At 67.3% G+C, this 26,620-nt stretch carries 27 protein-coding genes; 9 read left to right on the top strand and 18 right to left on the bottom strand.

All coding sequences use genetic code 11. From position 1 onward, the window contains the following. Positions 1–229 precede the first annotated feature (229 nt). From RI032_RS07625 to RI032_RS07610, 4 genes are all read right to left on the bottom strand, one after another. Positions 230–1,546, bottom strand: a complete 1,317-nt coding sequence (locus tag RI032_RS07625) for an ABC transporter permease (RefSeq protein WP_164193165.1) — start codon at positions 1,544–1,546, stop codon at positions 230–232. 12 nt (positions 1,547–1,558) lie between these two features. Further along, positions 1,559–2,716: an ABC transporter permease gene (locus tag RI032_RS07620; protein ID WP_010486959.1), complete on the bottom strand. Its 1,158-nt coding sequence runs from the start codon at positions 2,714–2,716 to the stop codon at positions 1,559–1,561. 14 nt (positions 2,717–2,730) lie between these two features. Continuing rightward, complete coding sequence (locus RI032_RS07615) at positions 2,731–3,420, bottom strand: ABC transporter ATP-binding protein (protein WP_010486958.1); 690 nt, start codon at positions 3,418–3,420, stop codon at positions 2,731–2,733. Between the two features lie 102 nt (positions 3,421–3,522). Further along, positions 3,523–4,767 carry an efflux RND transporter periplasmic adaptor subunit gene (locus RI032_RS07610; protein WP_322548083.1) on the bottom strand — a complete coding sequence of 415 codons (1,245 nt, stop codon included), beginning with the start codon at positions 4,765–4,767 and terminating at the stop codon, positions 3,523–3,525. 202 nt (positions 4,768–4,969) lie between these two features. On the opposite strand from RI032_RS07610, the gene RI032_RS07605 reads away from it, so the two are divergent. From RI032_RS07605 to RI032_RS07590, 4 genes are read left to right on the top strand one after another with little or no spacing between them, the layout of a single operon-like run. After that, on the top strand, positions 4,970–5,866 hold the full coding sequence (locus RI032_RS07605; protein ID WP_057503845.1) for an ABC transporter ATP-binding protein: 897 nt from the start codon (positions 4,970–4,972) through the stop codon (positions 5,864–5,866). Further along, positions 5,863–6,645: an ABC transporter permease gene (locus RI032_RS07600; RefSeq protein ID WP_322548082.1), complete on the top strand. Its 783-nt coding sequence runs from the start codon at positions 5,863–5,865 to the stop codon at positions 6,643–6,645. Before RI032_RS07605 ends, RI032_RS07600 begins: the two co-directional genes overlap by 4 nt. A 6-nt stretch (positions 6,646–6,651) precedes the next feature. Then, complete coding sequence (locus RI032_RS07595; protein ID WP_322548081.1) at positions 6,652–7,866, top strand: sensor histidine kinase; 1,215 nt, start codon at positions 6,652–6,654, stop codon at positions 7,864–7,866. Continuing rightward, on the top strand, positions 7,863–8,465 hold the full coding sequence (locus tag RI032_RS07590) for a response regulator transcription factor (protein ID WP_005407733.1): 603 nt from the start codon (positions 7,863–7,865) through the stop codon (positions 8,463–8,465). Before RI032_RS07595 ends, RI032_RS07590 begins: the two co-directional genes overlap by 4 nt. 430 nt (positions 8,466–8,895) lie before the next feature. On the opposite strand, the gene RI032_RS07585 is transcribed toward RI032_RS07590, so the two are convergent. The 10 genes from RI032_RS07585 to RI032_RS07540 all read right to left on the bottom strand — a co-directional run bounded on the left by RI032_RS07585 (position 8,896) and on the right by RI032_RS07540 (position 17,412). After that, positions 8,896–9,432, bottom strand: coding sequence for a cytochrome b (locus RI032_RS07585; RefSeq protein WP_010486949.1), 537 nt, complete (start codon positions 9,430–9,432; stop codon positions 8,896–8,898). Beyond that, on the bottom strand, positions 9,429–10,532 hold the full coding sequence (locus RI032_RS07580; RefSeq protein ID WP_010486947.1) for a catalase family peroxidase: 1,104 nt from the start codon (positions 10,530–10,532) through the stop codon (positions 9,429–9,431). Before RI032_RS07580 ends, RI032_RS07585 begins: the two co-directional genes overlap by 4 nt. Before the next feature lie 134 nt (positions 10,533–10,666). Then, entirely contained in the window at positions 10,667–12,034 is a 1,368-nt protein-coding gene (locus RI032_RS07575; protein WP_191850488.1) for a leucyl aminopeptidase family protein, read from the bottom strand. 3 nt (positions 12,035–12,037) lie between these two features. Continuing rightward, positions 12,038–12,757, bottom strand: coding sequence for an HAD family hydrolase (locus tag RI032_RS07570; RefSeq protein ID WP_029550770.1), 720 nt, complete (start codon positions 12,755–12,757; stop codon positions 12,038–12,040). Positions 12,758–12,830: 73 nt separating this feature from the next. After that, on the bottom strand, positions 12,831–13,298 hold the full coding sequence (locus RI032_RS07565; protein WP_322548080.1) for a hypothetical protein: 468 nt from the start codon (positions 13,296–13,298) through the stop codon (positions 12,831–12,833). A gap of 93 nt (positions 13,299–13,391) precedes the next feature. Next, complete coding sequence (locus RI032_RS07560; RefSeq protein ID WP_010486939.1) at positions 13,392–14,501, bottom strand: AI-2E family transporter; 1,110 nt, start codon at positions 14,499–14,501, stop codon at positions 13,392–13,394. Positions 14,502–14,568: 67 nt separating this feature from the next. Beyond that, complete coding sequence (locus RI032_RS07555) at positions 14,569–15,036, bottom strand: hypothetical protein (RefSeq protein WP_019337636.1); 468 nt, start codon at positions 15,034–15,036, stop codon at positions 14,569–14,571. Next, positions 15,033–15,503, bottom strand: a complete 471-nt coding sequence (locus tag RI032_RS07550) for a phage holin family protein (RefSeq protein ID WP_322548079.1) — start codon at positions 15,501–15,503, stop codon at positions 15,033–15,035. The genes RI032_RS07555 and RI032_RS07550 overlap by 4 nt, the downstream gene beginning before the upstream one ends. An 8-nt stretch (positions 15,504–15,511) precedes the next feature. Then, positions 15,512–15,877: a hypothetical protein gene (locus tag RI032_RS07545; protein ID WP_010486932.1), complete on the bottom strand. Its 366-nt coding sequence runs from the start codon at positions 15,875–15,877 to the stop codon at positions 15,512–15,514. Positions 15,878–15,978: 101 nt separating this feature from the next. Beyond that, positions 15,979–17,412, bottom strand: a complete 1,434-nt coding sequence (locus RI032_RS07540; protein ID WP_322548078.1) for a Do family serine endopeptidase — start codon at positions 17,410–17,412, stop codon at positions 15,979–15,981. Positions 17,413–17,903: 491 nt separating this feature from the next. Here RI032_RS07540 and RI032_RS07535 point away from each other — a divergent pair, with 491 nt between their 5' ends. Then, positions 17,904–18,797, top strand: coding sequence for a histone (locus RI032_RS07535; protein ID WP_322548077.1), 894 nt, complete (start codon positions 17,904–17,906; stop codon positions 18,795–18,797). 107 nt (positions 18,798–18,904) lie between these two features. Beyond that, positions 18,905–19,597 carry a hypothetical protein gene (locus tag RI032_RS07530; protein WP_010486925.1) on the top strand — a complete coding sequence of 231 codons (693 nt, stop codon included), beginning with the start codon at positions 18,905–18,907 and terminating at the stop codon, positions 19,595–19,597. Positions 19,598–19,612: 15 nt separating this feature from the next. Here the strand turns inward: RI032_RS07530 and RI032_RS07525 are convergent, their stop codons facing one another. Both RI032_RS07525 and RI032_RS07520 read right to left on the bottom strand, forming a co-directional pair. Continuing rightward, positions 19,613–19,972, bottom strand: a complete 360-nt coding sequence (locus tag RI032_RS07525) for a DUF1428 domain-containing protein (RefSeq protein ID WP_049455507.1) — start codon at positions 19,970–19,972, stop codon at positions 19,613–19,615. A gap of 91 nt (positions 19,973–20,063) precedes the next feature. Next, positions 20,064–22,466: a S9 family peptidase gene (locus RI032_RS07520; protein ID WP_322548076.1), complete on the bottom strand. Its 2,403-nt coding sequence runs from the start codon at positions 22,464–22,466 to the stop codon at positions 20,064–20,066. A gap of 211 nt (positions 22,467–22,677) precedes the next feature. Here RI032_RS07520 and RI032_RS07515 point away from each other — a divergent pair, with 211 nt between their 5' ends. Both RI032_RS07515 and RI032_RS07510 read left to right on the top strand, forming a co-directional pair. Next, positions 22,678–23,250, top strand: a complete 573-nt coding sequence (locus RI032_RS07515; RefSeq protein WP_010486919.1) for an OmpO family porin — start codon at positions 22,678–22,680, stop codon at positions 23,248–23,250. A gap of 190 nt (positions 23,251–23,440) precedes the next feature. Further along, the gene (locus RI032_RS07510; protein ID WP_049403468.1) at positions 23,441–24,118 is read left to right on the top strand and encodes a response regulator transcription factor; all 678 of its coding nucleotides are present in this window, start codon (positions 23,441–23,443) and stop codon (positions 24,116–24,118) included. Positions 24,119–24,124: 6 nt separating this feature from the next. On the opposite strand, the gene RI032_RS07505 is transcribed toward RI032_RS07510, so the two are convergent. Next, positions 24,125–24,562: a DUF6165 family protein gene (locus tag RI032_RS07505; protein ID WP_049403467.1), complete on the bottom strand. Its 438-nt coding sequence runs from the start codon at positions 24,560–24,562 to the stop codon at positions 24,125–24,127. A 130-nt stretch (positions 24,563–24,692) separates the two neighbouring features. Here RI032_RS07505 and RI032_RS07500 point away from each other — a divergent pair, with 130 nt between their 5' ends. Continuing rightward, positions 24,693–25,391 (top strand): TorF family putative porin, encoded by a 699-nt coding sequence (locus RI032_RS07500; RefSeq protein ID WP_029380105.1) that lies wholly within the window; start codon positions 24,693–24,695, stop codon positions 25,389–25,391. Here the strand turns inward: RI032_RS07500 and RI032_RS07495 are convergent. Continuing rightward, positions 25,388–26,536, bottom strand: coding sequence for an MFS transporter (locus tag RI032_RS07495; RefSeq protein WP_338141133.1), 1,149 nt, complete (start codon positions 26,534–26,536; stop codon positions 25,388–25,390). The two genes, RI032_RS07500 and RI032_RS07495, sit on opposite strands and share 4 nt — an antisense overlap. Positions 26,537–26,620: the final 84 nt, after the last annotated feature.

The raw sequence follows: 26,620 nt of genomic DNA, 5'->3' as shown, positions 1-26,620 counted from the left end.
GCGCGAAGATGAATCGCAACCAACAATCCACAGATGCGACGTGCGCAGCGTCACGCACGTTGCATGCGCGATGGGCAGAGGCATCGATAGCGGCGGATTTCCGCCGATCTGTAGCAGTGCGTGTGCGCAGGCATCCATCCGCGCCATGCATGGATGATGTGCAAACAAAAAGGGACGGAGCCTTGGCTCCGTCCCTCTGCAGGATGCGCAATCTATCGTTTATAGATGCTCAGGTTTCTCGCAACGCCGTGGTGATCGGCAACCGGGCCGCGCGCAGCGCCGGGAACAGGCCGCCGACCAGGCCGATGCCCAGCGCCCATTTCAAACCCGTCCACAGCAGTTCCGGCGACACATGGAACTTGAACACCACCGCGCTGAAGTTGCTGCCGATGGTGGACACGCTGTAGCCATTGAACAGCAGCCATGCCACCGCACAGCCGAGCAGGCCACCCAGCAGCGCCAGCAGCATCGTCTCCAGCATCACCGCGGTCACCACCGGCAGGCCACGGAAGCCGATCGCGCGCATGGTGGCGATCTCGCGCGCACGCGTGGCCACGGCCGCATACATGGTGTTGAGCGCGCCGAACACCGCACCGACCGCCATGATCGTGCCGATTACCTTGCCGAGGATGTCGATCAGCTTGGTCAGCCCACCGCCCTGCTTGCTGTAGTAGACACGGGTGGTTTCCACGTCCAGCTTCAGGCGTGGATCAGCGGCGACGGCGGCCTTGAACTGCTCGAAGCCGGCCTTGCCATCGGTGCGCACGCTGATCGACTGCCACGCACTGCGCTGGTAGGTGGTGGCCAGCGTATCGGCGTCGGTCCACAGTTCCGAATCATGTGCATCGCCGGTGGCGAAGACGCCCACCACGGTCCAGGTCTGGTTGCCCAGGGTCAGCGTCCTGCCCACATCCAGATCGCGGAACTGGCCCTTGGCGCCCTGGCCGACCACGATCTCGCGCAGGCCAGTGGCGAACGTGCGGCCTTCGACGATCTTGACCTTGTCGTGCACCGCCCACGCCTGCGGGCCGACGCCGCGGAACTGCGCGTTGACGTCGGTGCCATCGGACTTTGACACCAGGTTGACCACCTGCGACAGCTCTGGTGACAGCAGCGGCCGACCTTCGGCATCGCGGCTGATGCCGGGCAGGGTGGACAGCGTGGGAACCTGCTCGCGGGTGATGACCGAGTTGGTCTCGGCCTGCGAGCCACCGCGCAGCACGATGGCGGTGGTGTCATCGCCGGTGTTGTTGAGCGTGGCCTGGAAGCCTTCGCCCATCGCCAGCATCGCAACCAGCACGCCGACCACGCCGGCGATGCCGACCACGATCACCGAGGACGCGCCCCAGCGCTGCGGCAGGCTGGCCACGCCGATGCGGGTGGCGGCCAACGCCAGCCGTCCACCGCGGGTCAGCAGCAGCCACAGGGCCACCAGCACGGCCACGGCCAGCACGCCCATCCACGGCAGGCTGATCCACAGCACCAGGCCGATGACCAGCAGCAGTACGGTCAACGCGTTGCCGGCCCACTTTTTGAACTTGTTCATCTGCAGGTCTCCTCAGCGGCCGGCCAGTGCGTCGACGATCTTCAGGCGCTTGGCACGCAGCGCCGGCAGCAGGCCGACGATGATGCCGATCACAACGATCAGGCCCAGCCCCATCAGCCAGGTGGGCGTGGGTACGTGTGGCGGCAGCAGGCCCATGCTCTTCGGGCCGATCGCCGGCAGGATCAGCGCGGCCAGGCCCATGCCGATCAGGCCGCCCAGGCCGATCAGCAGCACCGACTCCACCATCACCAGGGTCAGCACGGTGCTGTCCTTGAAGCCCAGCGTCTTCAGCGTGGCCAGTTCCGGCACGCGCTCGCGCACCGCCTGTGCCATGGTGTTGCCGGTCAACAGCAGCAGGGTGAAGAACACCGCGCCCATGATCGAAGTGACGATCATGCCGATGTCGGCGAACTGCTTGACGAAGGCCTGCTGGAACGCCGATTCGGTCTGGGTCTTGGTCTCGTGGTCGGAGTTGGCCGAGATCGCATCGATCGCCTGCGCTACCCGCGAGGAGTGGTCAGGGTTGTCCAGCGTCACCGTGTACCAGCTCACCTGGTTCTTGATGTAGTCGTTGGATTCGTCGAAGTACTTCCAGTTCATCATCAGCTGGCGTTCTTCATTGGCGGCCAGCGCGCGGTCCTTGGAGCGGTAGATGCCCTTCAGCTCCAACGGCCAGTCGTTGCTGCCGCCACGCGGGAAGATCGTGGCCTGCAGCGGGATGGTGTCGCCGATCTTCCAGCCGAACTGCTTGGCCAGGGTTTCGCCGACGATGGCGCCGGTGCGGGTCTGCTTCCAGTCTTCCAGCTGCGCCGGATCGATCTGCAGCTCGCGGTAGACATCGAAGTAGTTGGGCGACACCGAGAAGTTCGGGAAGAAGTTCTTCGGGTCCTGGTAGATGCCACCGAACCACATGCCATAGGCCACGTCGCGCACGCCGGCCACCTGGCGGATCTGGGTTTCCAGGCGGATCGGCAGTGACTGGGTGATCGACAGCCGCGAGGCCACCACCAGGCGGTTGGCGCCTTCCACGCTGCCGCCGGACGAGAACGCCACGCGCACCGAGTCGAGCATGCCGAACAGCAGGAACGCGGCCACCACCGAGAGCAGGGTCAGCAGGGTGCGCGTGCGGCTGCGGAACAGCTGCGCCCACACCAACGAAAAGTATTTCATCGCCGTGGCCTCCGTCAGTGGGCCAGCGGGGCGTCGGCCAGCTCGCCCTTGTCCAGGTGCACCGTGTGCGTGGCGTACTCGGCCGCCTTCGGGTCATGGGTGACCATGATGATGGTCTTGCCATGCTCGCGGTTGAGCTGCTGCAGCAGGCCGAGGATCTCCTCGGCGGACTGGCGGTCGAGGTCGCCGGTCGGTTCGTCGCAGATCAGGAAGGTCGGGTCGGAGACGATCGCCCGCGCGATCGCCACGCGCTGCTGCTGGCCGCCGGACAGTTCATTCGGGCGATGGCTGCGGCGATCGGCCAGGCCCACCAGGGTCAGCGCGATCTCCGCATTGCGGCGGCGCTGCGCCGCATTGAGGTGGGTCAGCAGCAGTGGCAGTTCCACGTTCTTCTGCGCGGTCAGCATCGGCATTAGGTTGTAGAACTGGAACACGAAGCCAACGTGGTGGCTGCGCCAGGTCGACAGCTGGCTACCGCTCATCTGGTCGATGCGCTCGCCTTCGATGCTGATTTCGCCGCCACTGGGGTTGTCCAGCCCACCGATCAGGTTGAGCAGGGTGGTCTTGCCCGAACCGGACGGGCCCATCAGCGCGACGAAGTCGCCGCTGGCGATGTCGAGGTCGATGCCGTGCAGCACCTGCACTTTCTCGGGGCCACGCTGGTAGGTCTTGGTGATGTTGCGCAGTGAAACCAGGGTCGACATGGGTTGTTCTCCACGGAAGGCGGGAAACGGGGAAGCGCACCTGCGGTGGCTGCGGGCGTGCGTCGAGCGGTGTTGCCGGCGGCGCCCATGGGCGCCAGGCCGTTACTGTGCTTGTTTCTGTTGCACCTTGGCGCCATCGCGCAGGGTGTCCGGCGGGTTCACCACCACCGATTCACCTGCACTCACACCCTTGAGGATCTGGCGGTCCTTGCCCATCGCCTGGCCGGCCTCGACCTTGCGCTGCTGTACCCGGTTTTCGTCACCCAGCACGAAGGCCACCGATGCGCCCTCGCGCTGCACCACGGCGCCGCCCGGCACGCGCACACCCTGCGGCTTGGCGGCGGCCTGCGGCTGGGCCTGTTCCAGGAAGCTGACCCGCACGCCCATCTCCGGCACGATGCGTGGGTCCTTCACTTTCAGCGCCACGCGCACCTTCACCGTGGCCTTGCCGCGGTCGGCGGTGGGGATGATGGCGATCACCTCGCCCGGAATCTTCCACTCCGGATAGGCATTGAGCGTGGCTTCCACCGGCATCTTCGGCTGCACGCGGCCGATGAAGGCCTCGCCCACCTCGACTTCGATCTCCAGCGAGTCCATGTCGACGATGGTGCCGATGCCGGTACGGGTGAAGCCACCGCCTGCCGACAGCGGCGAAACGATTTCGCCGGGCTGCGCGGCCTTGGCGGTGACCACCCCGGAGAACGGCGCGCGCACGATGTTGTTGTCCACGCCCAGATCGGCGATGGCCAGCTGGTCGTTGGCGACCTTGACGTTGCGCTGGGCGGTCTCCAGCTGCGCACGCAGGCTGTCGCGCTGTGCCACGGCCTGGTCGTACTGTGAGCGCGATACCAGCTGCTGGCCGACGAGTGCCTGCAGGCGGCTGGCTTCGGCGGTGGCCTGCTTCTGCTGCGCCTCCAGCCCGGCCACCTGGCTGCGTGCGGCCTGCAGCTGCGAGGCATACAGGCTGCGCTGGGCGTCGGCATCAATCGGGTCCAGCGTGGCCATGATCTGGCCCTGTTCCACGCGCATGCCCTCCTCGATCATCACCTCGCTCACCTTGCCGGTGATCTTGGCCGAGACCGTGGCCATGCGGCGGGCGACCACGTAGCCGCTGGCGTCGAGCACCGAACTGCTGGCGCTGCCCTGCTGGATGGCCACCGCAGGGGCAGTTTCCACTTCCACGGCCGGTGCACGGCCGAACAGGAAGGCGACGGCGGCGGCCAGCAGCACGATCACGATGATCGCGATCCACAGCCAGCGGCGGCTGCCTCCACTGCCACCGGAGGCGGGCGGCGGCGACTTGCGGTCGATACGGAGTTCCTTCAACAGCTCGGCAGAAGCGTTCATTCGTTCCATCACAGGCGTTCGGGCGGGTGTGGCCGGAAGGGCAGACGGCGGCGGTTCCGGCGGTGGAGCGTGCGGCACAGCATGAAGGCAGGTACGGCGATGACGGCAGTGACAGCTGTCACCCGATGACACTGACGGCGGCAACTGCGAAATGTGACCACGGCGGCACAGGATGGCAACGTCCCCGCTACCGGTACCGCCCATGGATCCGATCGCCCCGTCGCTGGCCCGCCTGCAGCAGGTGCAGGTGCGCTACCGCGACCATACCGCCCTGCATGGCATCGACCTGCAGGTCCGCGCTGGCCAGGTGCTGGCATTGCTGGGCCGCAACGGTGCCGGCAAGAGTACCGCGATCAGCGTGCTGTTGGGCCTGCGTCACGCCGATGCCGGCCAGGTCGAGCTGCTCGGCGGCGACCCGCAGCAGCGGGCCAGTCGATTGGGCCTGGGCGTGATGCTGCAGAGCACGAACCTGCCGCCGATGCTGCAGGTGGACGAGCTGGTGGCCCAGGCCAGTGCCTGTTACCCCGACCCGATGCCGTTGCCGGAGGTACTGCAGCGCGCCGGACTGCAGGCGCTGGCGCGCCGCCGCTACGGCCAGCTGTCCGGCGGCCAGCAGCGCGCGGTGCAGTTCGCCATCGCGCTGTGCGGCCGCCCGCGGGTGCTGTTCCTGGACGAGCCCACCACCGGGCTGGACATCCAGGCGCGGCAGGCGATGTGGCAGGCGGTGCGGCAGTTGGTGGCCGAAGGCTGCGGCGTGCTGCTTACGACACACTATCTGGAAGAGGCCGAGGCGCTGGCGCAGCGCGTCGTGGTGCTGGAAGGCGGCCGGGTACTGGCCGACGCACCCTTGGCCGAGCTGCGCCTGGCCGACCGGCCGCGCCGCATCCGCTGCCGCAGCGCGCTGGCTGTCGAGGACGTGCAGCACTGGGCGGGCGTGCAGCAGGTGCAGCGCGACGGCGAGCATCTGCAGCTGCTGGCGAGCCCGGCCGAGCCGGTGGTGGCACGCCTGCTGGCGGCCGACGCGCAGTTGCGTGAGCTGGAAGTACAGGGCGCGGCGCTGGCCGACGCCTTCCTCGACCTGACCCGGGAGGCCGCATGAACACGATGACCCGTACCGGCACCGCACCGGCGCCGTCGTCTGCCTGGCGCCAGGCCCTGCGTCCCTACTGCGCTGAGCTGGTGGCCGAACTGCGCCGCGCCTGGCGTACGCCCGCCTTTGCCGTACCTTCGCTGCTGTTCCCGGTGCTTTTCTACCTGCTGTTCGGCGTGCTGTTGGGCCGTGGCCACGCACCGCTGTACCTGTTGGCCACCTACTGCGTGTTCGGCGCGATGGCCCCGGCGCTGTTCGGCTTCGGCGTGCAGCTGGCGCTGGACCGAGAAGGCGGGCTGCTTACGCTCAAGCGGGCGCTGCCGATGCCGCCGGCGGCGCCGCTGCTGGCGCGACTTGCGATGGCCACGCTGTTCGCGCTGCTGGTGGCCTCGTTGTTGATCGGCGTGGCATCTGTGCTGGGGGGTGTGCAGCTGCACGCCCTGCAGGTGCTGCAGCTGCTGGCGGTGGCGGGCCTGGCTGCGTTGCCGCTGGGGGCGATCGGCCTGCTGATCGGCAGCCATGTCAGTGCCAGCGCAGCGCCGGCGATGGTCAACCTGGTCTACCTGCCGCTGGCGTTGCTGTCGGGCCTGTGGCTACCGCTGTCGGCGCTGCCCAAGATGTTTTCGATGATGGCACCGCTGTGGCCGACCTGGCATCTGGCGCAGCTGGCGCTGCCGGTGGTCGGGCTGCCGTCGGTGGGCAGCATGGCAGGCCATCTGCTGGTGCTGCTGGCGGTGACCCTCGTGGCGTTGCTGCTGGCACGGCGCCGCCTGCGCCGGATCGGCTGAACTGGCATGATCGGCAGCGATCGTCCCCGCCTGGATCCTCCCGTGCCACCGAGCTGGCTTGCCTCCCTGCTGCGCCCCGCACCGGATTCGGCGGTGGCCGACAACCTGCGCCGCGGCAAGCCGGCCTGGGCCGATGCCATCCACCTGCTGTGGACGGTGTGGGTGTTCATGACGCCGCTGTTTTCAGGGGGGTACACGCTGCGCTGGCTGTGGTTCACCCTGGCCAGCTATCCGTTGTTCCTGTTGTTGTATGTGCGCCTGCTGCTGTCGCCGCGGCACCATGCGCCCCGCTATGCACTGGCGATGACCGCGCTGGCGATCGTGCTGGTGCCCTGGTACCCATCGGGCATCAGCTACTTCATTTTCGGCTGCGTGATGCTGCGGGTCTGCGGTCGCAGCAGCTGGTGGCGTTATCTGTTGCTGCTGGCCGTGCTCAACGCGGTGTTCTACCTGGTGGCCTACCTTGCGCACTACCCGTGGCAGAGCCTGGTCTGGGTGCCGGCGGTGTCGTTCATCATCGGCATGGTGGTGAACGTGGAGACGGTGAACAAGGAAAAGGATGCCGCATTGCAGCTTTCGCAGGAGGAAGTACGGCGGCTGGCCACCACCGCCGAGCGCGAACGCATCGGCCGCGATCTGCATGATCTGCTCGGCCATACCCTGTCTTTGATCACGTTGAAGCTGGAGCTGGCGCGCAAGCTGCACGACCGTGGCGATGCCCGTGCGCGGCAGGAGATCGGCGAAGCCGAGGACATCGCCCGCGAAGCGCTGGCCCAGGTACGCAGTGCGGTCACCGGCATCCGCGCCAGTGACCTGGCCGGCGAACTGGCCTCGGCGCGCCTGCTGCTGGAATGCCAGCAGGTGCACCTGCAGTACGCGCCTCCACCGCCGATGCCGGTGGACGTGGAGCGCGGACTGGCGCTGGTGCTGCGCGAGGCGGCAACCAATATCGTGCGCCACGCGCAGGCGACGCAGGCGCGGGTGGAATTCATGCTGGAAGGACGAATGCTGGCGATGCAGATCCGCGACGATGGCCGTGGCGGCGTACAGGCCGAAGGCAATGGATTGTGCGGCATGCGCGAACGGGCGATGGCGCTGGGTGGACAGTTGTCACTGCAGTCGCCGCGCGGAGAGGGCACGGTAGTGACCGTGCGCGTGCCACTGGTGGCCGCGACCACGCCGCTGTCGCCAGCGTCACTGGCTCAGGATAGTGCTGCATGATCCGCATCCTGCTAGCCGAAGACCAGGCGATGGTGCGTGGCGCGTTGTCGGCACTGCTGGGCCTGGAGCCGGATATCGAGGTGCTGGGCAGCGCCGCCGACGGTGAGGCTGCGTGGCGCATGCTGCAGCAGCTGCAGCCGGACATCCTGGTGACCGACATCGAGATGCCGGGCCTGTCCGGGCTGGAGCTCGCACAGCGCATCGCCCGCCATGAGCTGCCGATCAAGGTGGTGATCGTGACCACCTTCGCCCGCGCCGGTTTCCTGCGCCGCGCGCTGGAAGCGGGCGTGCTGGGGTACCTGTTGAAGGACGCACCGGCGGAGAACCTGGCCGATGCACTGCGCAAGGTGAAGCAGGGTATCCGTGCGATCGACCCGCAGCTGGCACTCGATGCCTGGTCGCAGGCCGACCCACTGACCGACCGCGAGCGCCGCGTGCTGCGGCTGGCCGGCGAAGGCCGTACCGCCAGCGAGATCGCCGAGCAGCTGGGGCTGTCGCACGGCACGGTGCGCAATTACCTGTCCGAGTGCATCGGCAAGCTGGGTGTGGCCAACCGGATCGAGGCGTACCGGCTGGCGCGGCAGAAGGGGTGGCTGTAGGGGCGCTGCCGTGCCCTCTGTAGAGCCGAGCTATGCTCGGCTGCTCCAAGCCGCAAACGCAGCCGAGCATGGCTCGGCTCTACAGAAAGCGAGGCGCCTCCAAGGCCGGACTGGAAGGTCAAGATCAACGGCAACAGCATCCACGCATGGCGTGGATCTACTGGGTGCAGCTGTCGCTCTTGATGTTGGGTCCGCCTTGAGCGAGCCGAGCATCGCAGGGGAATCAGGGGCGAAGAGGCGCCGGTGTTTGAGCGTAGCGAGTTCGGCGCCGTCCCCTGATTCACCGAGAAGCACAGGGCACCGGTGCGCAGCACCGGCTCGCGCTCTGGCGGCGCGTTTCTTTTGGTTACTTTTCTTTTCGCGCGAAAAGAAAAGTGACACCCCACCGCAGTCGCGGAAATGATCCGCCGGGAACGCCCGGCGAACCCGATCAATCCTTCCCGCGCGCCATCGCCTGGAACACGCCATCGCGCCGCACCCACAGGTGGAACAGCGCCGCACCCACGTGCATCAGCACCGTGGCGAACAACACATACGCCAGCAGGCTGTGCGCATTGCGCAACGCGGCATACAGCGCCGGAGTGTGCGGCACGATCGGCGGCAGGTGCAGGCCACCCCACAGCACGATCGGGTAGCCGCCGGCCGACAGCATCGCCCAGCCGATCAGCGGCATCGCCAGCATCAGCGCGTACAACATCCAGTGCGAGGCCTTTGCTGCCAGCACCTGCCAGGCGGGCAGGTCGGAAGGCAGCGGCGGCGGGCGGTGGCGCAGGCGGTTGTACAGGCGCAGCAGCACCAGTACGCCGATGGTGATACCCAGTGGGCGGTGCAGATCGATCAGCATCGGCCGCAGATGCAACGAGGCGACCATGGTCACGCCGACGAACAGCATGGCGATGATCATCAGCGCCATGGACCAGTGCAGCACCCGCGCCAGCAGGTTGAAGTGGCCGTTGCCGGTGTTCATCGTGCGGCCTCCTTCGGTTGCTCGACATTGCCGCTGGCGCGCTCGCGTTCGCGACGGTTGAAGGACTGCGAATACACCGCCGAGCGGGCGGCCAGGATCGGATCATCACTGCCGCGCACGCCACTGGGCAGGATCAGCGGATCGAAGTTGATCTGGCCGCACGCACCTTGTTCCTGCGACTGCATGCGGTCCAGGCTGAGTACGCCGGCCACCACCTGATCACGCGACTCGGGCCACGGCACCGACGGATCATCAATGGCATCACCGGGCTCGGCGGTGGTCACGACCAGGTTCCAGCGTACCGGGCCGCTGGCCAGGCGCTGCTGCAGTTCCTGGCTGAGGAAATCGACACTGGCCTGCTTGCGCGTTTCCGCATCCATCTCCACCACCGGCGCCTGTGGCTGCCAGCGCCAGCGCACGGCACGCTTCTGGCCCTGCGCGTTGGTGAACCAGAAGCTGTTGACGCTGTTGAAGGTGGTGTCGGCCCAGCTGCTGGTCCACGGTGCCGTCTTGGCCCACTGCTGGAACGCCTGTGCACTGGGGTACTTCGCCAGCACTGCAGCCATCTTCTGCGGGTCGGGCTTGCCGGTGGCGGGGTCCGGAATGGAGGCGCGTGTCTGCGCGTAGAACGCCTCGGCATCGGGCACGGCGAAGAACGGGAAGCTGTTCATCGCCATCCGCCATTCCTGGCCGTCATCGCTGACCATCTGCACCGCCAGGCTGCGCACGCGTGCGGTGTTGTCGGCGCCGTAGGGGTCGCCGCCGCCGATCGACAGGCGGCCCATCACCGGTACGCGGCGCTGCGAGAACACGCGGGCGCTGGACAGGGTAGGGGCCTGCGCGCTCGGTTCGAACCAGCCGTTCACGCAGACGCCCTTGCTGTGCGCGCGTCGGAAGCCTGGATGGGCCGGGCCGGTGGCCTCGATGGTGTCGGTGAAGCGTTGCGCGGTCAGGCGGTCGCCGATCCATCCGGCCAGCCAGGCGAAGGCCAGCGCGACGGCACCCAGAATGAGCGCGATCAGTGCGATCCAGGGCAGCGGCGAATGTTTGCGTGGTGCGCCCGGCGTCTGGCCAGCGCGGGTGTAGCGGAAGAGCGACATGGTCGGAGTCCTGCCTTCACGGAACGTGTGGGTGGTCGACCCACACATCCTCGCAGAACCCTTCCAGGCCCGGTATTCAAATTTTCGTCAAGATTGCCGGGACGGCGTGCCGACCAAGGTCGGCACCCACCCGATCAGCTGTAACGCGCCTTCAGCATCGCCCACGCCGAGCGCAGCGCCAGCGCTTCGCCACCGGCCGGACGGCCCGGGCGCTCACCGTCGTTCCAGGCATACACATCCAGATGCGCCCAGCGCTGGCCGTCTTCCAGGAAGCGCTCCAGGTACAGCGCGGCGGTGACCGAGCCGGCCATGCGCGAGCCGGCGTTGGCCAGATCGGCGATGCCGCTGGTCAGGTAACGCAGGTAGGGGCGCCACAGCGGCATGCGCCAGACCGGGTCGCGGGTCGCATCACCGGCCTGCAGCCACTGCTGCGCCACGTTGTCGTCATTGCTGAAGAGCGCCGGCAGATCCGGGCCCAGCGCGATGCGCGCGGCGCCGGTGAGGGTGGCAAAGTCCAGCACCAGGTCGGGTTTCTGCTCGCTGGCGAAGGTCAGTGCATCGCACAGGATCACGCGGCCTTCGGCGTCGGTGTTGTCGATCTCCACGCTCAGGCCCTTGCGGGTGGCGATCACTTCGCCCGGGCGGAATGCATCCGGGCCGATCGCGTTTTCCACCGCCGGCACCAGCAGGGTCAGGCGTACCGGCAGCCCGCGTGCCATCACCAGGCCGGCCAGGGCCAGTGCGTGCGCGGCGCCGCCCATGTCCTTCTTCATGTTGCGCATGCCGTCGGCCGGCTTGATGTCCAGGCCGCCGGTATCGAAGCACACGCCCTTGCCGACCAGCACCAGTGCCGGATCGGTGTCCTTGCCCCAGCGCAGCACGACCAGGCGCGGTGCGCGGTGCGAGGCGCGGCCCACCGCGTGGATGGCCGGGAAGTTCTGCTTCAGCAGTTCGTCGCCGGTGATCGCCTCGACCTGCGCGCCGTGCGCGTCGGCCAGCGCGCGCGCGGCGTCTTCCAGCTGCTGCGGACCCATGTCTTCGGTCGGGGTGTTGACCCAGTCACGCACGCGCAGGCTGGCGGCGATCAGGTCGGCCACTTCGCCGGTCGGCTCGGCCACCAGGCGCGCCGGCGCACGGTGGCGCTTGCGATAGCGGTCGAAGCGGTAACTGCCCAGGCCCCAGCCCAGCTGCAGCAGCGCCAGTTCGGCGGCCGGCAGTTCGCTGGCCAGCTGCCACACGCTGCCTTCCGGCAGGGCATGCGGGGCATGCGAATAGCTGTAGGCATCGGCACGATCACCGACACCGATCACCGCTCCGGCCAGGCCATCGGCGCCGGGCAGCAACGCCGTGGTGAAGGCACCGGCGGTGAAGCCCTGCGACGCCAGCCATGCCTGGGTGGCGGCCGGCTGGCCGTCCTTCCAGGCCGCGAACTGCTCGCGGTCCAGCACGTACAGCGGCAGTGCTGCGGCGGTGTCGGCAGTGAAACCAGTGATCTCGCTCATGCGTCAGGTACTCCGGGATGCGGCAGCGTCGAGGTTGGCGTCCAACCAGTCGGCCAGGCCGGTAAGGGTGTCGAACTGCAGGTCCGGCTGCAGCTGCGGATGGGTCCAGGTGGCTGCGTCGCGGTTGATCCAGCAGCCGCGCAGGCCGGCGGCGATCGCCCCGGCCACGTCCATGTCGGCGTGGTCGCCGACGTGCAGTACCTGTGCCGGTGCCACACCCAGTCGGGTGCAGGCGGCGTGGAAGATGCTCGCCTCCGGCTTGGCCGCGCCGTGCTCGCGCGCGCCCAGCTGGAAGGCGAAATGATGGGCCAGGCCGATCCGCTCCAGATCGGCATTGCCGTTGCTCAGCGCTGCGACCGGTACCCGCGCGGCAATCCGCGCCAGCGCGTCGATCGCATCGGGGTAGCACTCGACCTGATTGCGCGCGGCGAAGAACACTTCATACGCCGGCTCCAGCAGATCCAGGCTGGCGCCACTGGTGTGCAGCGCTTCGTGCAGGGTCAGCCGGCGCAGTGCGCTCAGGTCGTGATGGAGGTGCGGATGGGCGTGGTACAGGCGCTCGCGCAGTTCGCGCATTGCCGCCACCGGATACATCTCGGCCGTGGCGGGGCTGTTTTCACGCATCCACTCGTGCAGGACCAGGTCGATGCGGGCGCCGATCGGAGCGAACGGCCACAGCGTGTCGTCAAGGTCGAGGGTGATGGCTTGGACGGGGAAATTCACCCCGCCATTCTACCCCTGCCCGCGCGGGCTTTCATGCGGCGCGGCGGGCGGGGGGCGCTGGGGCTGGGCCGGGTCAGCGCAGGTTGTACGAGCAGGCGATGGTGGTCTGGCCGTCGAACTGCTGCACGTCCAGGTTGTGCCGGCCCACTTCCTTCGTATAGGTGCCCGCCACCGGGTCGGACATCTTCGCCAGTGCCGCGATCTGTTCGACGCTCGCTGAGCTGAAGTACGCAGTGAAACTGTCGATGCCGTCCTCGCCGCTGTCGCCGTCATACGACTGCAGACGGTTCACGGGCTGGCCCAGCACCATCAGCGGCGTGGTCAACCGGAACTCGCCGCTGGATTCGCCGTTCTGCGCCCGCGCCGGGGCCGGTGCCAGCAGCCGGGCCATGGCGTCGAACTGCTTGGGCGTGAGGTGCCGCTTGCAGGTCACCGCGTCGGCAAGCTGGGTGCGTGCCTGGTTGGCAGTCGGGGGTGCAGCGGCGAACGCGGGAGCGGCAAGGCAGGCCAGGGCGAGGCAACGCATAGCGAGAGCGATCATCCGAACGGATCCATCCGAAAAAAGGGGGCCATAGTCTGCCACTTCGTCCCAGTTTCGGGTTCCGCCATCTGCGTCCTTCATTTACTGATGCCGTTATTCCAGCAGCCGTGCCCAGCCCTGCATGCCGTCCAGGCGTGCCAGCACCAGCTTGATGCATACCAGCAGCGGCACCGCCAGCAGCAGCCCGATCATGCCCCAGGCCCAGCCGAACACCATCAGCGCCAGGATCAGTACCAGTGGCGACAGCTTCATGCGACGGCCCAGCACGATCGGGGTCACCATCTGCCCTTCCAAGGTGTGCAGGCCCAGGTAGGCGGCGGCCGGCAGCAGGGCCTGCAGCGGGTCGCGGAACTCGACGAAGCCCATCAGCAGCATCAGCGCCACGCCGATCAGCGGGCCCACGTAGGGGGCGAAATTCAGCAGTGCGGCCACAGTGCCCCACAGCAACGCCTCCTGCAGGCCGATGCCGAGCAGCATCAGCACGCCAGCGAACACCAGGCCCACCAGTGTGTTGATCACGCTGATGGTCAGCACATAGCGCGAAACCTCGCGCTCGATCGAGCGCAGGATGTCACTGGTGAATCGCTGCTGCTGGCGGTTCGGGAACAGGGCGATGGCCGCGCGCTGCAGGCTCTGCCCATAGATCATGAAGAACAGCGTGAGCAGCACCACCGCCAGCACCGAGGCGGCCAGCCGCGGCGCGCGGGTCAGCATGCGATAGGGGTCGTCCATCTGGGTGCGGATCACCTGCACCTTGTGGTTGCTGTCACCACCGGCCACGCGGGCGAAGTTTTCCGCCGCCTGGTTGGCCTGCTGCACCGGTTTGGTCAGGTCCTGCACCTGGCGGGCGACCTTGCGCAGCTGCTGCGGTGCTTCCTGCGCCCATTCCATGGCCGGGCCGATCAGCTGCACCGCCAGCGAACCGGTCACGCCCAGGCCGGCGCCGAGGATCAGCAGTGCGCCGAGTGCGCGTGGAATCCACAGCTTCTGCAGCAGGCGCAGGATCGGATTGCCGACCAGCGCGAAGAACATCGCCAGCAGCACCGGCAGGATGATGTCCTGTGCCGCCCACAGGGTGTAGCCCACCGCCAGAGTGGCCAGCACCACCAGCGACATCGGTCCGCGCGGGCGCGATGCGGGCGGCAGCGGAACGTCGGGCTGTTCGGGGCCGGCCGGTGACGGGGACAGGAGGGACTCGCTCATCGACGCACCAACCGGGAAGGGGAGCGCATTATCCGCCGGCCGCGATCGGCGCGGCGGATTCCATGGTTCAACGTTCGGACAGCTCGGTGGCCGCTTCGGCCGGACGCGGTCCGCGCAGGTCCGGTTCCGGTCCTGGCTCCGGCACTGAGCGTGGTGCCGGTGCCGGCCGTGCTTCGGCAGCGGAGGCCGCCGCCTGTGCCTGTTCGCTGGCCTCGTCGGCTTCTTCGGCCGCGTCGTCGGCGGTGGCTGCGGCCTGCGCCGCCATCGCCGTGGCGAACGCCGCCTGTGCACTGGCGAACAGGTTCGAGACCGAGCCCACCATCTGCAGCCAGCGGGCACCGTTGACCTTGCCCGGCACTTCCAGCTTGCCGGCGATGAAGCCACCGGCCAGGCCGACCACCACGATGCGCAGCGGCGACCAGCCTTTTCGCCAGACGTCGCTGAGCGTGGACCAGTGGTCCTGGGTCTCGCCCAGACGCACGGTCACCACCTGTTCGCAGCGTTTCACCCGCCGTTGCAGCGCGCCGAACTTCATGGCTTGCCCTCGGGCAGCTGCACCTCGGCATCGGGATCGTCTTCGCTGGGTTCGTCGAACAGGCCCAGGCGTGACAGCTGGCGCCGGGTAGCGTGCATGCCGGTGTGGTGGAAGAAGTAGGACACCCGCAAGATCGCATAACCGGTGACGGCCAGGCTCAGCAGCGAGGTGATCAGCAGGGCCTGCAGCCAGCTCAGGCCCCAGCTCTGCAGCAGGGCGATGAGGGTGGCGGCCATCAGCAGCCAGGCCGAGGCACCGAACACGATCGCCACGCCGGCCCAGGCCAGTGCACGACCGAACGCACTGCGTGCCATCGCGAAGTCGGCCGAGGCCAACCGGCGCAGCGAGCGCAGCGTATGCTTGGCCGAATCGGCAGCGGCACGACCGGCCGCACCGACCTGGCGGATGCTCTCATCCAGCGGCGGGGTGGCCGCTGGATCAGGGGCTTGCGCGTTGTCTTCGCTCACGCCGCGGCTTACTTGTCGCTGCTGCCGCGGGCCAGCTTGGCGATGATCCAGCCGGCAGCGAAGGCAACACCGAACGAGGCCAGCGGACGTTCACGGATCAGCTCCGCGGCGCTGTCGATCAGGTCCTTGCCCTTGTCCATCAGCGCATCCACCTGCTCCTTGGCGGCGGCACCACCGAACTCGGCGGCGGCCAGGCCGGACAGTGCGCTGTCGGACAGTTCAGCCTTGACGTTGGCCTTGCCGATGCGAAGCTCGTCGGTCGCTGCGCCGGTTGCACCCTTGATTGCACCGCCGGCGGCCGACGCGGCCTGCTTCAGGTGGGAACCGGCTTCACCCAGGTGTTCCTTCAGGTTCTCGGTATTGGTGGGGCTCATCGAATCACTCCTGTTGCGATGGGGGAACGGGTGTCGGCGGTGCCGACCTGGACTGACAGCAATAGCATTGCCGGGGTATAGGGGGTGTTACGGCAGGGCGATCAGCGCATCACGAGCTGGCCCTGCTGTTGGCCATTGTTGCGCAGCACGCGTATCACCAGGGTCGGCGGGCGCTGCTGGAAGTTGGCGCGCCAGCTGGCCAGGTCGGCGAATTCGCCCACCGTGGCATCGGTGATGATGTCGCCCTGCTGCAGGCCGTTGCTGGCCGCGCGGCTGCCGCGCTTGACCTCGCTGACCAGCACGCCGCCGACACCGGACTGGCGCAATGACTCGGGCAGGTCGACGAAGGTGGCCCCGGTCAGGCGCGGGTCCAGGCTCTCGCCGGTGACCGCGCGCGCCTGTTCCTTCAACGTTGCCTTGATCTGCAGCTGCTTGCCCTCGCGGCGCACGTCCAGCGTCAATGCGCTGCCGACCGCGGCCAGGCCTTCCACGTTGTGCAGGGCTTCGGCGCTGTCTACACGTTGGCCGTTGGCCGAGACCACCACGTCGCCCGGCTTCAGCCCGGCTGCGGCGGCGGCCGAACCGGCCAGCACGCGCGTGATCAGCGCACCGCGGGTTTCGCCCAGGCCCAGGCCCTGCGCGATCTGCGCGGTCAGGTTCTGGCTTTCCACGCCCAGCGTGCCGCGCACCACCACGCCGTGCTTGACCAGCTGGTCGACCACGCTGCGTGCCAGGTTGGAGGGAATCGCCAGGCCCAGGCCGATGTTGCCGGCCATGCTGCCCTGCGGGTTGAAGCTGGCGGTATTGATGCCGATCAACTGGCCCTGCAGATCGACCAGTGCGCCACCCGAGTTGCCCGGGTTGATCGACGCATCGGTCTGGATGAAGTTCTGGTAGCCCAGCCCGCGGATACCGCTGCGGCCCACCGCCGAGACGATGCCCGAGGTGACCGTCTGGCTGAAGCCGAACGGATTGCCGATGGCCACCACGAAGTCGCCCACGCGCAGCTGGTCGCTGTTGCCGAGCTTGATGTCGGTCAGGTTCTGCGCCGGAATGCGGATCAGCGCGATGTCGGTATCGCGGTCCGAACCGAGGAATTCGGCCTTGACCGTGCGCCCGTCGGCCAGTGTCACCTGTACGTCATCGGCGTTGTCGATGACATGGTGATTGGTCAGCACCAGGCCTTCCTTGGCGTCGATGATCACGCCCGAGCCCAGCGATTCGTTGATGCGTTCCTGCGGGATGTCCGGGAACAGGCGGCGGAAGAACGGGTCGTTGAAGAAGGGGTTGCGCACGCGCACCACCTGCTTGGTGTTGACGCTGACCACTGCTGGCATCGCCTTCTCCAGCATCGGTGCCAGCGACGGCACCGCCTGTCCGGCTACCGAGGCGGGCAATGCCGCCGTGGTCGGCAGCACCGCTGGCAGCGGCGCGGCATCGGCACGGTTGTCCAGGTGGGCATTGATGCCGGTGGCAACGAAGCCACCGAAGGCGGCGGCGATTGCGAGCGTGAGCAGGGTGGGAAGCGGTCGCATGGGAGTCGGTTCGCTGGCGTGGGTGGGGGCGGTTCGGCCCTACGGTAAAACAAGCTGAATGAGTGTGTCGCGATCTGGATAAATGCGCCATGAAAACCCGGCGCCCCGAACGTGGGTCGGCATCGCCATCTGTGGGGCGGTACCGACAGCATAGGGCGTGCTTCTCAACGTGCCGACGTCTGCCGAAGCGCATGTGGATACAGGCCGATACTTGCGCAGTTCTGCGCATCCTGGTGCCGCGATGCGCCATATCGCACGCCTTTCGCTGTATTCGGACTGGTGCACGCAGGCAGCACCTGCCGCTACCCGGATCGTGCGGCGCAGCACTGAAAAAAAGGGGTTTCCTGTCACCCCACTGCGCTCGCGAGGGTACCCGGCTACACCATTGCCGTCGCAGCAGATGCGATTGCTGGTGCATGCCCCGTTCCACGATCGTCAATGTCGGTATAGCATCGCCCCGTTTTGATACTTAAGGCCCCCAGGAGGGCAACATGAGCAACGGTAATGGTGTGTCGGTCGTGACCGACGCCGTCGAGAACGTCAAAGAAACCGCCACCAACGTTGGCGAGACCATCGCCCACGCTGCCGAAGACGCAGTGAAGTCGGTCAAGAAGACCGTCAAGCGCGCCACCAAGGCTGCCGGTACCCGCGTTGCCAAGGCCAAGAAGGCCGTGGCCAAGGTCGAGAAGACCGTTGCCAAGAAGGCCGAGAAGGCTGCCAAGTCGGTGGGCAAGACTGTTGCCAACGCCAAGAAGAAGCTGGAAGCCGCCAAGAAGAACGCCAAGGCCGAAGCCGCTGCCCTGAAGAAGGAAGTGGCCAAGAAGAAGGCAGCTGCAGGCAAGGCTGTGACCAAGAAGGCCGCGGCTGCCAAGAAGACCACCAAGGCCGCCACCAAGGCTGCCGGCAAGAAGGTCGCTACCGTGAAGAAGGCCGCCACCAAGAAGGCTGCCGTCGCGAAGAAGACCGTTGCCAAGAAGACCGCGGCCGCCAAGAAGGTTGTCGGCAAGAAGGTCGCTACCGCCAAGAAGGCCGTGGCCAAGAAGACCGTCGCCGCCAAGAAGGTCGCTGGCAAGAAGGCCGTGGCTGCGAAGAAGGTTGTCGGCAAGAAGGTTGCCGCCACCAAGAAGGTCGCCACCAGGAAGACCGCTGCCGCCAAGAACGTTGTGGGCAAGAAGGCTGCTGTCGCCAAGAAGGCCGTCGGCAAGAAGACCGCCGCTGCCAAGAAGGTTGTCGGCAAGAAGACCGCCGTTGCCAAGAAGGCAGTTGGCAAGAAGGTTGCCGCCACCCGCAAGACGGTCGCCAAGAAGGCTGCGCCGCTGAAGAAGGTCGCCGCCAAGAAGGCGCCGGCCAAGAAGGCCGTGCGCAAGGTCGCCAAGCGCAAGTAATCGCGCCGTGACCGAAGGCCCTGCCACCCCCCGGGTGGTGGGGCCTTTCGCGTTTCTGGGACGCGGTCTGGGGCAAGATGCAGGTTGTTCCCGCCGGAGCCCCGGGCATGCGTGGTATCGACTTCAGTTCCTGGCAGGGCGTGCTGTCCACCTTGGCCGGCCTGGTCCTGATCACCCTGCTGGGCGTGGGCATCCGCCTGCTGGTGATGCAGACCCTGCAACAGCGCCGCGAGCGCGAGAACCGGCAGATCAACGAACGGCTGCGCACGCTGATGGCGGCCTACAAGACCCTGGGCGGTTCGTTCACCGGCGAACTGGGTGTGGATCCCAGCCATCGCCGTGACCTGCGCCAGCGCGAGGATGCCGAGGGCATCGCCGAGCCCCGTTCGGATCGCGCGCGCCGCATTCGTGATGCCGTTGAAGCGGCGTTGTCGGACATCCTGCTGCTGGGCACCGACGAACAGGTGCGGCTGGCCGCGCGTGCCGCCAATGAACTGGCACAGGGGCGGCCGGTACATACCCACGAACTGGTGGTCTCGCTGCGCGACTTCGTGCGCGAAGCGCTGGATCTGGCGCCGATTCCGGCCGACCTGCAGATACCGCCGCAGGGGCCGACCCGGCCGGGTGGCGCCAGTGGCGGCGGCAAGGGCCGCAACGAGGGCGATGCCAAGGGCGGTCGTGCGGGTGGAGGAGGTGGCGGTGGCGGAATGGGCGCTGGCATGGGGGGTGTCGGCCTCGGCGCCGGCGCCGCTCTGGGCGCCGGCCATGCGTCTGCCAGCGATGAAACGGACGCGCGCTGAGCACGTCCGCCCGGTTCAGCGCGTCAGCTCGTAGAGCGGCACGAAGCCGCCGTAGATCATCCGCGCGCCGTCGAACGGCATCGGATTCTTCGCAGGATCAAACCGCGGGTCTTCCATCATCTTCTTCATGCCGGCGTCGCGGGTCGGCTTGTCCGGCCATTCGATCCAGGAAAACACCACCGTCTCGTCCGGCGTGGCTTTCACTGCGCCGAAGAAGTCGGTGGTCTTGCCGTGCGGCACGTCATCGCCCCAGCACTCGACCACGCGCAGCGCGCCGTATTCGATGAAAACGGGATCTCCTGTGCGTGCGTGGGCGAGGAACTTCTCCTTGTTGGCGGTGGGCACCGCCAGGACGAAACCATCGATGTAGCTCATTGCCTGCCTCCGGATGGACCGTGCCGCATGCACGGCCTTCAAGTACCCGACGAACCAGGGCGTCGTGGATCGACATCCTGTGTGCGCCTGTTCAGCCCGGGCCACCGGGCAGCGGCGCCAGCACCGTATCCGGTGGCTGCTGGCCGGCCAGGTGGCGCACGAAGTAGTCCCACATGCGGTGCGTGTAGGTGGCGTCGTTGCGGAACAGTTCGTGGTCCTGCCGGGCCAGGTACAGCAGGTCGTAGCTGCGCTGGGCCTTGTTCAGGGCGGCGGCCAGCTGCAGGGTCAGCGCCGGTGGCGCGTTCTCGTCCAGTTCGCCATAGACCAGCAGCAGATGCCCGCGCAGGTTGCCGGCCAGTGCCGCATTGTCGAGCCCGGCAAAGGGCGCCGGCACGCCTTCGGCAGTGGGCGTGGCCGGCAGCACCCCACCGAACAGCCGGTCCATGCCGTGCAGGGCGCCGCCGTACATACCCTGGAAATTGTGGCTGCCAGCCGAGGCCACGCCCACCTTGTAGAACGTGGGATAGCGCAGCAGGGCGCGCGCTGCACTATAGCCGCCGAACGAATGCCCGTAGATGCCGACCCGCTCCAGGTCGATGCCCGGGTAGCGTTCGCCCAGCTGGCGCAGCGCAGCCACATGGTCATCCAGCTGTACATCGGCGGCGCGCAGGAAGCTGCTGTCATGGAACGCCTTGTTGCGGCCACCGGTGCCGCGCGCATCGATGCTGACCACCATGAAGCCGAGTTCGGCCAGGCTGGCGCGGGATACCGGATTCAGGGCAGACACCGCCTCGGCGTAGGTCACCGGCGCATTGCTGATGAAGGAACCACCGTACATCGCGTCGATCACCGGGAAGCTGCCATCATCGCGATAGTCGCGGGGCAGGTAGACGGTGGCGAAGATCGGCGTGCGTCCATCGGCGGCCAGCAGCCGTTCGCGCCGTGGTGCGCGCCAGCCGGCAGCAACGATCGCGCTGTCATCGGCTGTTTCCAGCACCATCACTTCACGTCCGTCATCGCTGGCCCGCAGCACGGTGCGTGGTGGCTGGTCGAGACGGGAAACGGTATCCACCAGATACCCACCGCCAGGCGACAGCGCCTGGGGAGCGCGCCCCCCGAGCAGCGCGCCGGTACCGGCATCGGCCATGTGGTCGTTGCCATCGGCGGCCAGGCGCTGGATCGGACCGCCCTGCAGCGATACCCGGTACAGGCCGCGCACGTAGGGGTCGCCACCGTCGACGCCACCGGCGCTGAAGTACGCCCAGCCACCCGCAGCGTCCACACCCAGCAGGTCACGCACCACCCATTTGCCGCGGGTGAGCTGGCGCAGCACCTTGCCATCGGACAGGCGCACCCGGTACAGATGGCCCCAGCCATCGCGCTGCGAGAACCACACGGCGGTGTCCTGCCCGGGCAGGATGGCCACCGCTGGCCGGTTGTAGGAATACACGTTGAGCTGGAGGCGAGTGTCGCTGGCTTCTTCCACAACCGTGCGCAATGCACCGCTGTTGGCATCGATCTCCACCAGGCGCAGCCTGCGCGGCGTGCCGAAGTGCGCGATCACGGCATACAACCGATCGCCGTCCCAACCCAGGATGCCGGCCTCACTGAGCGTGTTCCAGCCCTCGGGAAGCGCGATGTCATGCTGCCTGCCGCTGGGGATATCGATCACATACAGGCTGTCGCATACCTGCTGTGCATCGCCCAGTACCCCCAGCTTCACGGTATGCACGCGCGGCCGCGCGCTGTGGGTCGGGCTGCTTTCCAGATAGGGATAGTCCTGCAGCGCGCGCTCGTCGTAGCGGATGCCGGCTGCGTAACGGCCATCGGGTGACCAGCTCACCGCAAACGGTCGTGCCGGCATCCGGCCCTGACGGCGTGGAATGCCGCGCAGGGTGAAGTCCGGCAGTACGCCATAGCCATGCCCAGCTTCACCGCCCCGGGTCAGTCGCTGCGGCGCCGCTCCAGAGCGCTGCAGCCACAGGTTGTGGTCGCGTACCTGCAGCCAGGCATCACCGCCGGGCGACGGCAGTGCATCAGCCGGCGGCAACGCCTGTTGTGCGGCCGTGCACTGCAGGCGTGGCCATTGGCAGTTGATCTCCGCCTCGCCGTTGAACTGCAGGCGCAGGCCATCATCCAGTACCTGCACGTTGTTCAAGCGCAGGCGTGGCCCGCTGGCACCCAGAGGTGCAACTGCGGCGTCCAGCGCATCGGGTTCGAACAGGATCTGGCGCGTAGCCTGGATTGGATCGACCAGTATCGCCTGGCGCCGGCCCTGTGTGTCTTCGCGTTCGTACCAGAAGCGCCCATCGGCCAGCCACTGGGGCAGGACCGATGCATTGCGCAGCGCACCGCGCAGATGACTGTCATGCACGCGTTCGGCGCGCTGGTAGTCAGCCGCCTGCAGCGCGTGCGCAGCATGGATCGGAAACAGGGAAGCGCAGGCCAGGAGGGCGGCGCGAACAGGCATCAGCAGCGGATCGGAAACGTGCAAGGCAACCTCCTGTTGCAGTTGGTGACGAATCACAAATGCACGCGCGCCGCGCGCGTATGCCAGAGACAGCCTGAATCAAGCCAAAAAATTCAGCAATGCGAAGAACGCTGTTTTCAGGGAGCGTTGTGGCGAATAACGGAGAATTTACATTCCCGATGCGATGGCGCCCTGGCGCTGCTGCACACCATAAGAAAGTAAAAGGTGTACCCCCATGAAGAATTCGCTGATTGCTCTGGCCCTGGCCGCTGCCCTGCCGTTCACCGCCTCGGCTGCTGAGAACCTGTCGTACAACTACGCCGAAGCCGACTACGCCAAGACCGATATCGACGCGTTCAAGGCCGACGGCTGGGGCGTGAAGGGTTCGTACGGCTTCCTGCCGAACTTCCACGCTTTCGGTGAGTACAGCCGCCAGGAAATCGACCACACCAACATCAAGCTGGACCAGTGGAAGATCGGCGCCGGCTACAACGTTGAAATCGCCCCGACCACCGACTTCGTTGCCCGCGTTGCTTACCAGAAGCGCGACCAGAAGCACGGCCTGGACTTCAACGGCTACAGCGCTGAAGCGGGTATCCGCACCGCCTTCGGTGCCCACGCCGAAGTCTACGGCATGGTCGGCTACGAAGATTTCTCGAAGAAGCACGGCATCAATCCGGAAGGCCAGTGGTACGGTCGCCTGGGTGGCCAGGTCAAGCTGAACCAGAACTGGGGCATCAATGGCGAGCTGAAGATGAACCGCGACGGCGACAAGGAATACACCGTCGGCCCGCGTTTCAGCTGGTAATAGCTTCCTCGGCGCGCCTGCGCGCTGAAGATGCCTCGACAGGCCCGGCGCATGCCGGGCCTGTTGCGTTGTGACGACCCGAAACCGCAGCTGAGCATGTTCCGGGGCCGCTGCTGCGTTGCAATAAATTGGATTCCGCTGCTCCCGGCGCGGGCCTACGGTGGGCACTTCGTACCGTCGGATCCATGTGATGCCGCCTGCCGTTCCCGCTCTGCCCCTCGATCGGCCCCGCCGCCTGGCAATGCTGGCGCCGCATCCCGTGCTGCGCCTGGGGGTGGAGGTGGTGCTTTGCCAGCACGGTGGCGTGCAGGTCTGTGGCAGCTTCACCCGCGAAGGTGATCTGCTCGATCTGCTGCAGCGCCAGCCGGATGGCATCGACCTGTTGCTGATCGACCTGCTGGCGCCGTGCGGACCCGAACAGGGCCTGGCCCTGTTGCGGCTGTTGTCGCGGCGCTGGCCGCTGCTGCCGGTGCTGGTGCTGTCTGCGCACTGCAATGCCAGCACGGTGACCATGGCGATGCAGGCCGGCGCGCGCGGCTTTCTGTCAAAGGGAACCACGCCGGAGATGCTGCGGCGCGCAGTTGACGTACTGGCGCGTGGCGGCCGCTTCGTGCCCCCGGAGTTGCGCACGCAGTTGAGCCGATCGCGCATGCGGCGCACACCGGCGCCGGTGCTCACGCCCTTGAGCCGACGCGAGCGCGAGGTGCTCCGGCTGGTCCTGCAGGGCTGCACCACCGGGGAGGTGGCGCGGCGCTTCGGGCGCACGGCCAGTACGGTCAGCACGCAGAAGCGGACCGCCTACGAGAAGCTGGGCATCCACAGCGATGGTGAGCTGTTCCGCATCCGGCACCTGCTCGAATGCGGATGAGCGGGCTTACTCGCCCTGGTACTGTTTCTCTTCCACCAGCGCCGAACCGGCCACGCGGTTGATCTCGTTCTTCACCTGCACGCGCTCACCATTGGTGCCATAGACACCGCGTGCCAGCTGGATGAAGGCATCGTCGAATACCTGGGCCGCTTCCTTGTCGCGCAGCTGGTCTTGGATGTCCCACATGCGCTCGTTGATCGCCTTCAGCTGCTGCTGCAGCGCGGCCAGGGCCGGCTGTGCCTGCAGCTGCTGCTGCAACAAGGGCAGCAGGCCGTCCAGTTCGGTGCGCACGTTGGCCAGCTTGGCCGCATCGTCGATGCGCTCGGCCTTGATCTGGAGAATGGTGATCTTGTCGATCAGCTCGCCGATCGATACCGGGGTCAGGATGGCGTCCACGCGGTTGGTTCCTGGAAACAGGGCGCCATGATACCGCGCTGCTGGCATGTGGCCCCGATCCGCGGGATTTACGCCGAATTTGCGCCACGGGCCCGGCAGCACCCTCGATCCGTTACGGCCACCGCCTCGACACTGCGTTCCCGGCGGCGTGACCGCCTTCGACGAGGAACACAGTGCAGTGAACAGCAAGGGGATGATGGCGGCGGTGGTGGCCGCCCTGGCAGGGCTGCTCGGAATCGGCAGCGCGCAGGCACAGGTACAGGTCAGTGGCAGTGCGGCGTTGACCAGTGACTACGTGTGGCGTGGCAGCTCGCAGAGCGACGGCGACCCGGCGGTGCAGGCGGGCGCGAAGGTTTCGATCCCATCGGGTTGGTACGCCAGCGTGTGGGGCTCCAACGTTTCGTTCAAGCCGGACAACGGCGCGCGCAGCGAGTTCGACCTGGTGGCGGGCTGGTCCGGTGCGCTGGCCCCGGACTGGACACTGGATGCCAACCTGACCCGCTACATGTACCCGGGCACCGGCCGCGCGCTGGACTGGACCGAACTCAATACCACCGTGACCTGGAAGCAGCGCGCCTGGTTGCAGGTCGCCCATTCCAGCGATGCATTGGCCGGCGGCCATCGCGGCACCTATGCCCAGTTGGGCGTGCGGGTACCGCTGCACGAGCGGTTCCGCCTGGAGGCGGCGGTGGGCCAGTATTGGCTGGCCACCGCCCAGGGGCCGGATTACCTGCATGGACAGCTCAGTGCCATCGCCTCACTGACCCCGGCATGGGAACTGCGCGCCACCGTGCATGACACCGACAGTGCGGCCAAGCGCCTGTTCCCGGGCAATGCCGGGGGGCGTTGGGAGTTGGCGCTGCAGGGCAGCTTCTAGTTCGACGACACCGCCTGGCGCGCACGCAGCGCGCCGGGCAGCCACAGCAGCAGGGCCAGCACGGCCACCGTGGCACCGGCCACGCAGACGCCGGTCCAGCCGAAGCGCTGGTAGACCTGCGCCGACAACAGCGAACCCAGCGAACCGCCGATGAAGTAGCCGGTCATGTAGCCTGCATTGAGGCGGTTGCGTGCGGCTGGTTGCAGCGCATAGATCAGGTTCTGGTTGCTGACGTGCAGCAGCTGCGCGGCCAGGTCCAGCACCACTACGCCGACCAGCAGCGCCAGCAGCGAGTGTGCCGACAGCCCCAGCGGCAGCCACGAGAGTAGCAACAGCGCCAGCGCGATGGCGGTGGCGCGGCCGGTCTGCCCGCGGTCGGACATGCGGCCGGCCAGGCCAGCCGCCAGCGTGCCGGCGGCGCCGACCAGTCCGAACAGGCCGATGGTGGCGTCGCTGTAGGCGTAGGGCGGTTGTGCCAGCAGGAACGCCAGTGGCGTCCAGAAGATCGCGAACATGGCGAAGCTGCAGGCGCCAAGCAGCGTGCGCTGGCGCAGCACGGGTTCCTGTACGAACAGCACACCGATCGAGCGCAGCAACGCGAAGTAGCCAAGGCCGGCGCTGTGGTGGAAGCGCGGCAGGCCGCGCTGCAGTGCCAGCGCGGTCAGTACCAGGGTGCCGGCGGCGATCGCGTACACCAGGCGCCAGTCGCCCAGGCTGGAAAGCAGGCCGGCCACGGTACGTGCCAGCAGGATGCCCAGCAGCAGGCCACTCATCAACGTGCCGACCACGCGACCACGATGCTCGGGCGCCGCCAGCGTGGCGGCGAACGGCACCAGCACCTGGGCCACCACCGAGAACAGGCCGGTGATCGCGGTGCCCACCAGCAGCCAGGTCAGCGACGGCGCACAGGCACTGATCACCAGCCCGCCGGCGGACAACAGGCTCATCACCACGATCAGGCGGCGGCGTTCGAACAGGTCTCCCAGCGGCACCAGCAGGACCAGTCCGGCGGCATAGCTCAGCTGTGCGGCAGTGACCACCATGCCAACCTGGCCGAACGGCACACCGAAGGCATCGGCAATGGTGTGCAGCAGCGGCTGCGCATAGTAGTTACTGGCCACGGCCACGCCGGTAGCCACCGACATCAGCAGCACCTGCCATCGGTGCAGAGGGGGGAGGGACGGACTCACGCGGTGTTCCAGAGAAGCGGGGTGCACAGTGTCCGCCTG

It is taken from the genome of Stenotrophomonas geniculata, from assembly GCF_034508895.1.
In the GTDB taxonomy this organism is placed as follows: domain Bacteria; phylum Pseudomonadota; class Gammaproteobacteria; order Xanthomonadales; family Xanthomonadaceae; genus Stenotrophomonas; species Stenotrophomonas geniculata.
The sequence above is the reverse complement of the archived record's forward strand: the minus strand, read 5'-3'. Positions and strand labels throughout refer to the sequence as shown.

What these genes read in the sequence shown, in the direction of transcription:
- RI032_RS07625 (WP_164193165.1), bottom strand. Translation starts at nt 1,546, where the DNA reads ATGAACAAGTTCAAAAAGTGGGCCGGCAACGCGTTGACCGTACTGCTG.
- RI032_RS07620 (WP_010486959.1), bottom strand. Translation starts at nt 2,716, where the DNA reads ATGAAATACTTTTCGTTGGTGTGGGCGCAGCTGTTCCGCAGCCGCACG.
- RI032_RS07615 (WP_010486958.1), bottom strand. Translation starts at nt 3,420, where the DNA reads ATGTCGACCCTGGTTTCACTGCGCAACATCACCAAGACCTACCAGCGT.
- RI032_RS07610 (WP_322548083.1), bottom strand. Translation starts at nt 4,767, where the DNA reads ATGAACGCTTCTGCCGAGCTGTTGAAGGAACTCCGTATCGACCGCAAG.
- RI032_RS07605 (WP_057503845.1), top strand. Translation starts at nt 4,970, where the DNA reads ATGGATCCGATCGCCCCGTCGCTGGCCCGCCTGCAGCAGGTGCAGGTG.
- RI032_RS07600 (WP_322548082.1), top strand. Translation starts at nt 5,863, where the DNA reads ATGAACACGATGACCCGTACCGGCACCGCACCGGCGCCGTCGTCTGCC.
- RI032_RS07595 (WP_322548081.1), top strand. Translation starts at nt 6,652, where the DNA reads ATGATCGGCAGCGATCGTCCCCGCCTGGATCCTCCCGTGCCACCGAGC.
- RI032_RS07590 (WP_005407733.1), top strand. Translation starts at nt 7,863, where the DNA reads ATGATCCGCATCCTGCTAGCCGAAGACCAGGCGATGGTGCGTGGCGCG.
- RI032_RS07585 (WP_010486949.1), bottom strand. Translation starts at nt 9,432, where the DNA reads ATGAACACCGGCAACGGCCACTTCAACCTGCTGGCGCGGGTGCTGCAC.
- RI032_RS07580 (WP_010486947.1), bottom strand. Translation starts at nt 10,532, where the DNA reads ATGTCGCTCTTCCGCTACACCCGCGCTGGCCAGACGCCGGGCGCACCA.
- RI032_RS07575 (WP_191850488.1), bottom strand. Translation starts at nt 12,034, where the DNA reads ATGAGCGAGATCACTGGTTTCACTGCCGACACCGCCGCAGCACTGCCG.
- RI032_RS07565 (WP_322548080.1), bottom strand. Translation starts at nt 13,298, where the DNA reads ATGATCGCTCTCGCTATGCGTTGCCTCGCCCTGGCCTGCCTTGCCGCT.
- RI032_RS07560 (WP_010486939.1), bottom strand. Translation starts at nt 14,501, where the DNA reads ATGAGCGAGTCCCTCCTGTCCCCGTCACCGGCCGGCCCCGAACAGCCC.
- RI032_RS07555 (WP_019337636.1), bottom strand. Translation starts at nt 15,036, where the DNA reads ATGAAGTTCGGCGCGCTGCAACGGCGGGTGAAACGCTGCGAACAGGTG.
- RI032_RS07545 (WP_010486932.1), bottom strand. Translation starts at nt 15,877, where the DNA reads ATGAGCCCCACCAATACCGAGAACCTGAAGGAACACCTGGGTGAAGCC.
- RI032_RS07540 (WP_322548078.1), bottom strand. Translation starts at nt 17,412, where the DNA reads ATGCGACCGCTTCCCACCCTGCTCACGCTCGCAATCGCCGCCGCCTTC.
- RI032_RS07535 (WP_322548077.1), top strand. Translation starts at nt 17,904, where the DNA reads ATGAGCAACGGTAATGGTGTGTCGGTCGTGACCGACGCCGTCGAGAAC.
- RI032_RS07530 (WP_010486925.1), top strand. Translation starts at nt 18,905, where the DNA reads ATGCGTGGTATCGACTTCAGTTCCTGGCAGGGCGTGCTGTCCACCTTG.
- RI032_RS07525 (WP_049455507.1), bottom strand. Translation starts at nt 19,972, where the DNA reads ATGAGCTACATCGATGGTTTCGTCCTGGCGGTGCCCACCGCCAACAAG.
- RI032_RS07515 (WP_010486919.1), top strand. Translation starts at nt 22,678, where the DNA reads ATGAAGAATTCGCTGATTGCTCTGGCCCTGGCCGCTGCCCTGCCGTTC.
- RI032_RS07510 (WP_049403468.1), top strand. Translation starts at nt 23,441, where the DNA reads ATGCCGCCTGCCGTTCCCGCTCTGCCCCTCGATCGGCCCCGCCGCCTG.
- RI032_RS07505 (WP_049403467.1), bottom strand. Translation starts at nt 24,562, where the DNA reads ATGCCAGCAGCGCGGTATCATGGCGCCCTGTTTCCAGGAACCAACCGC.
- RI032_RS07495 (WP_338141133.1), bottom strand. Translation starts at nt 26,536, where the DNA reads ATGTCGGTGGCTACCGGCGTGGCCGTGGCCAGTAACTACTATGCGCAG.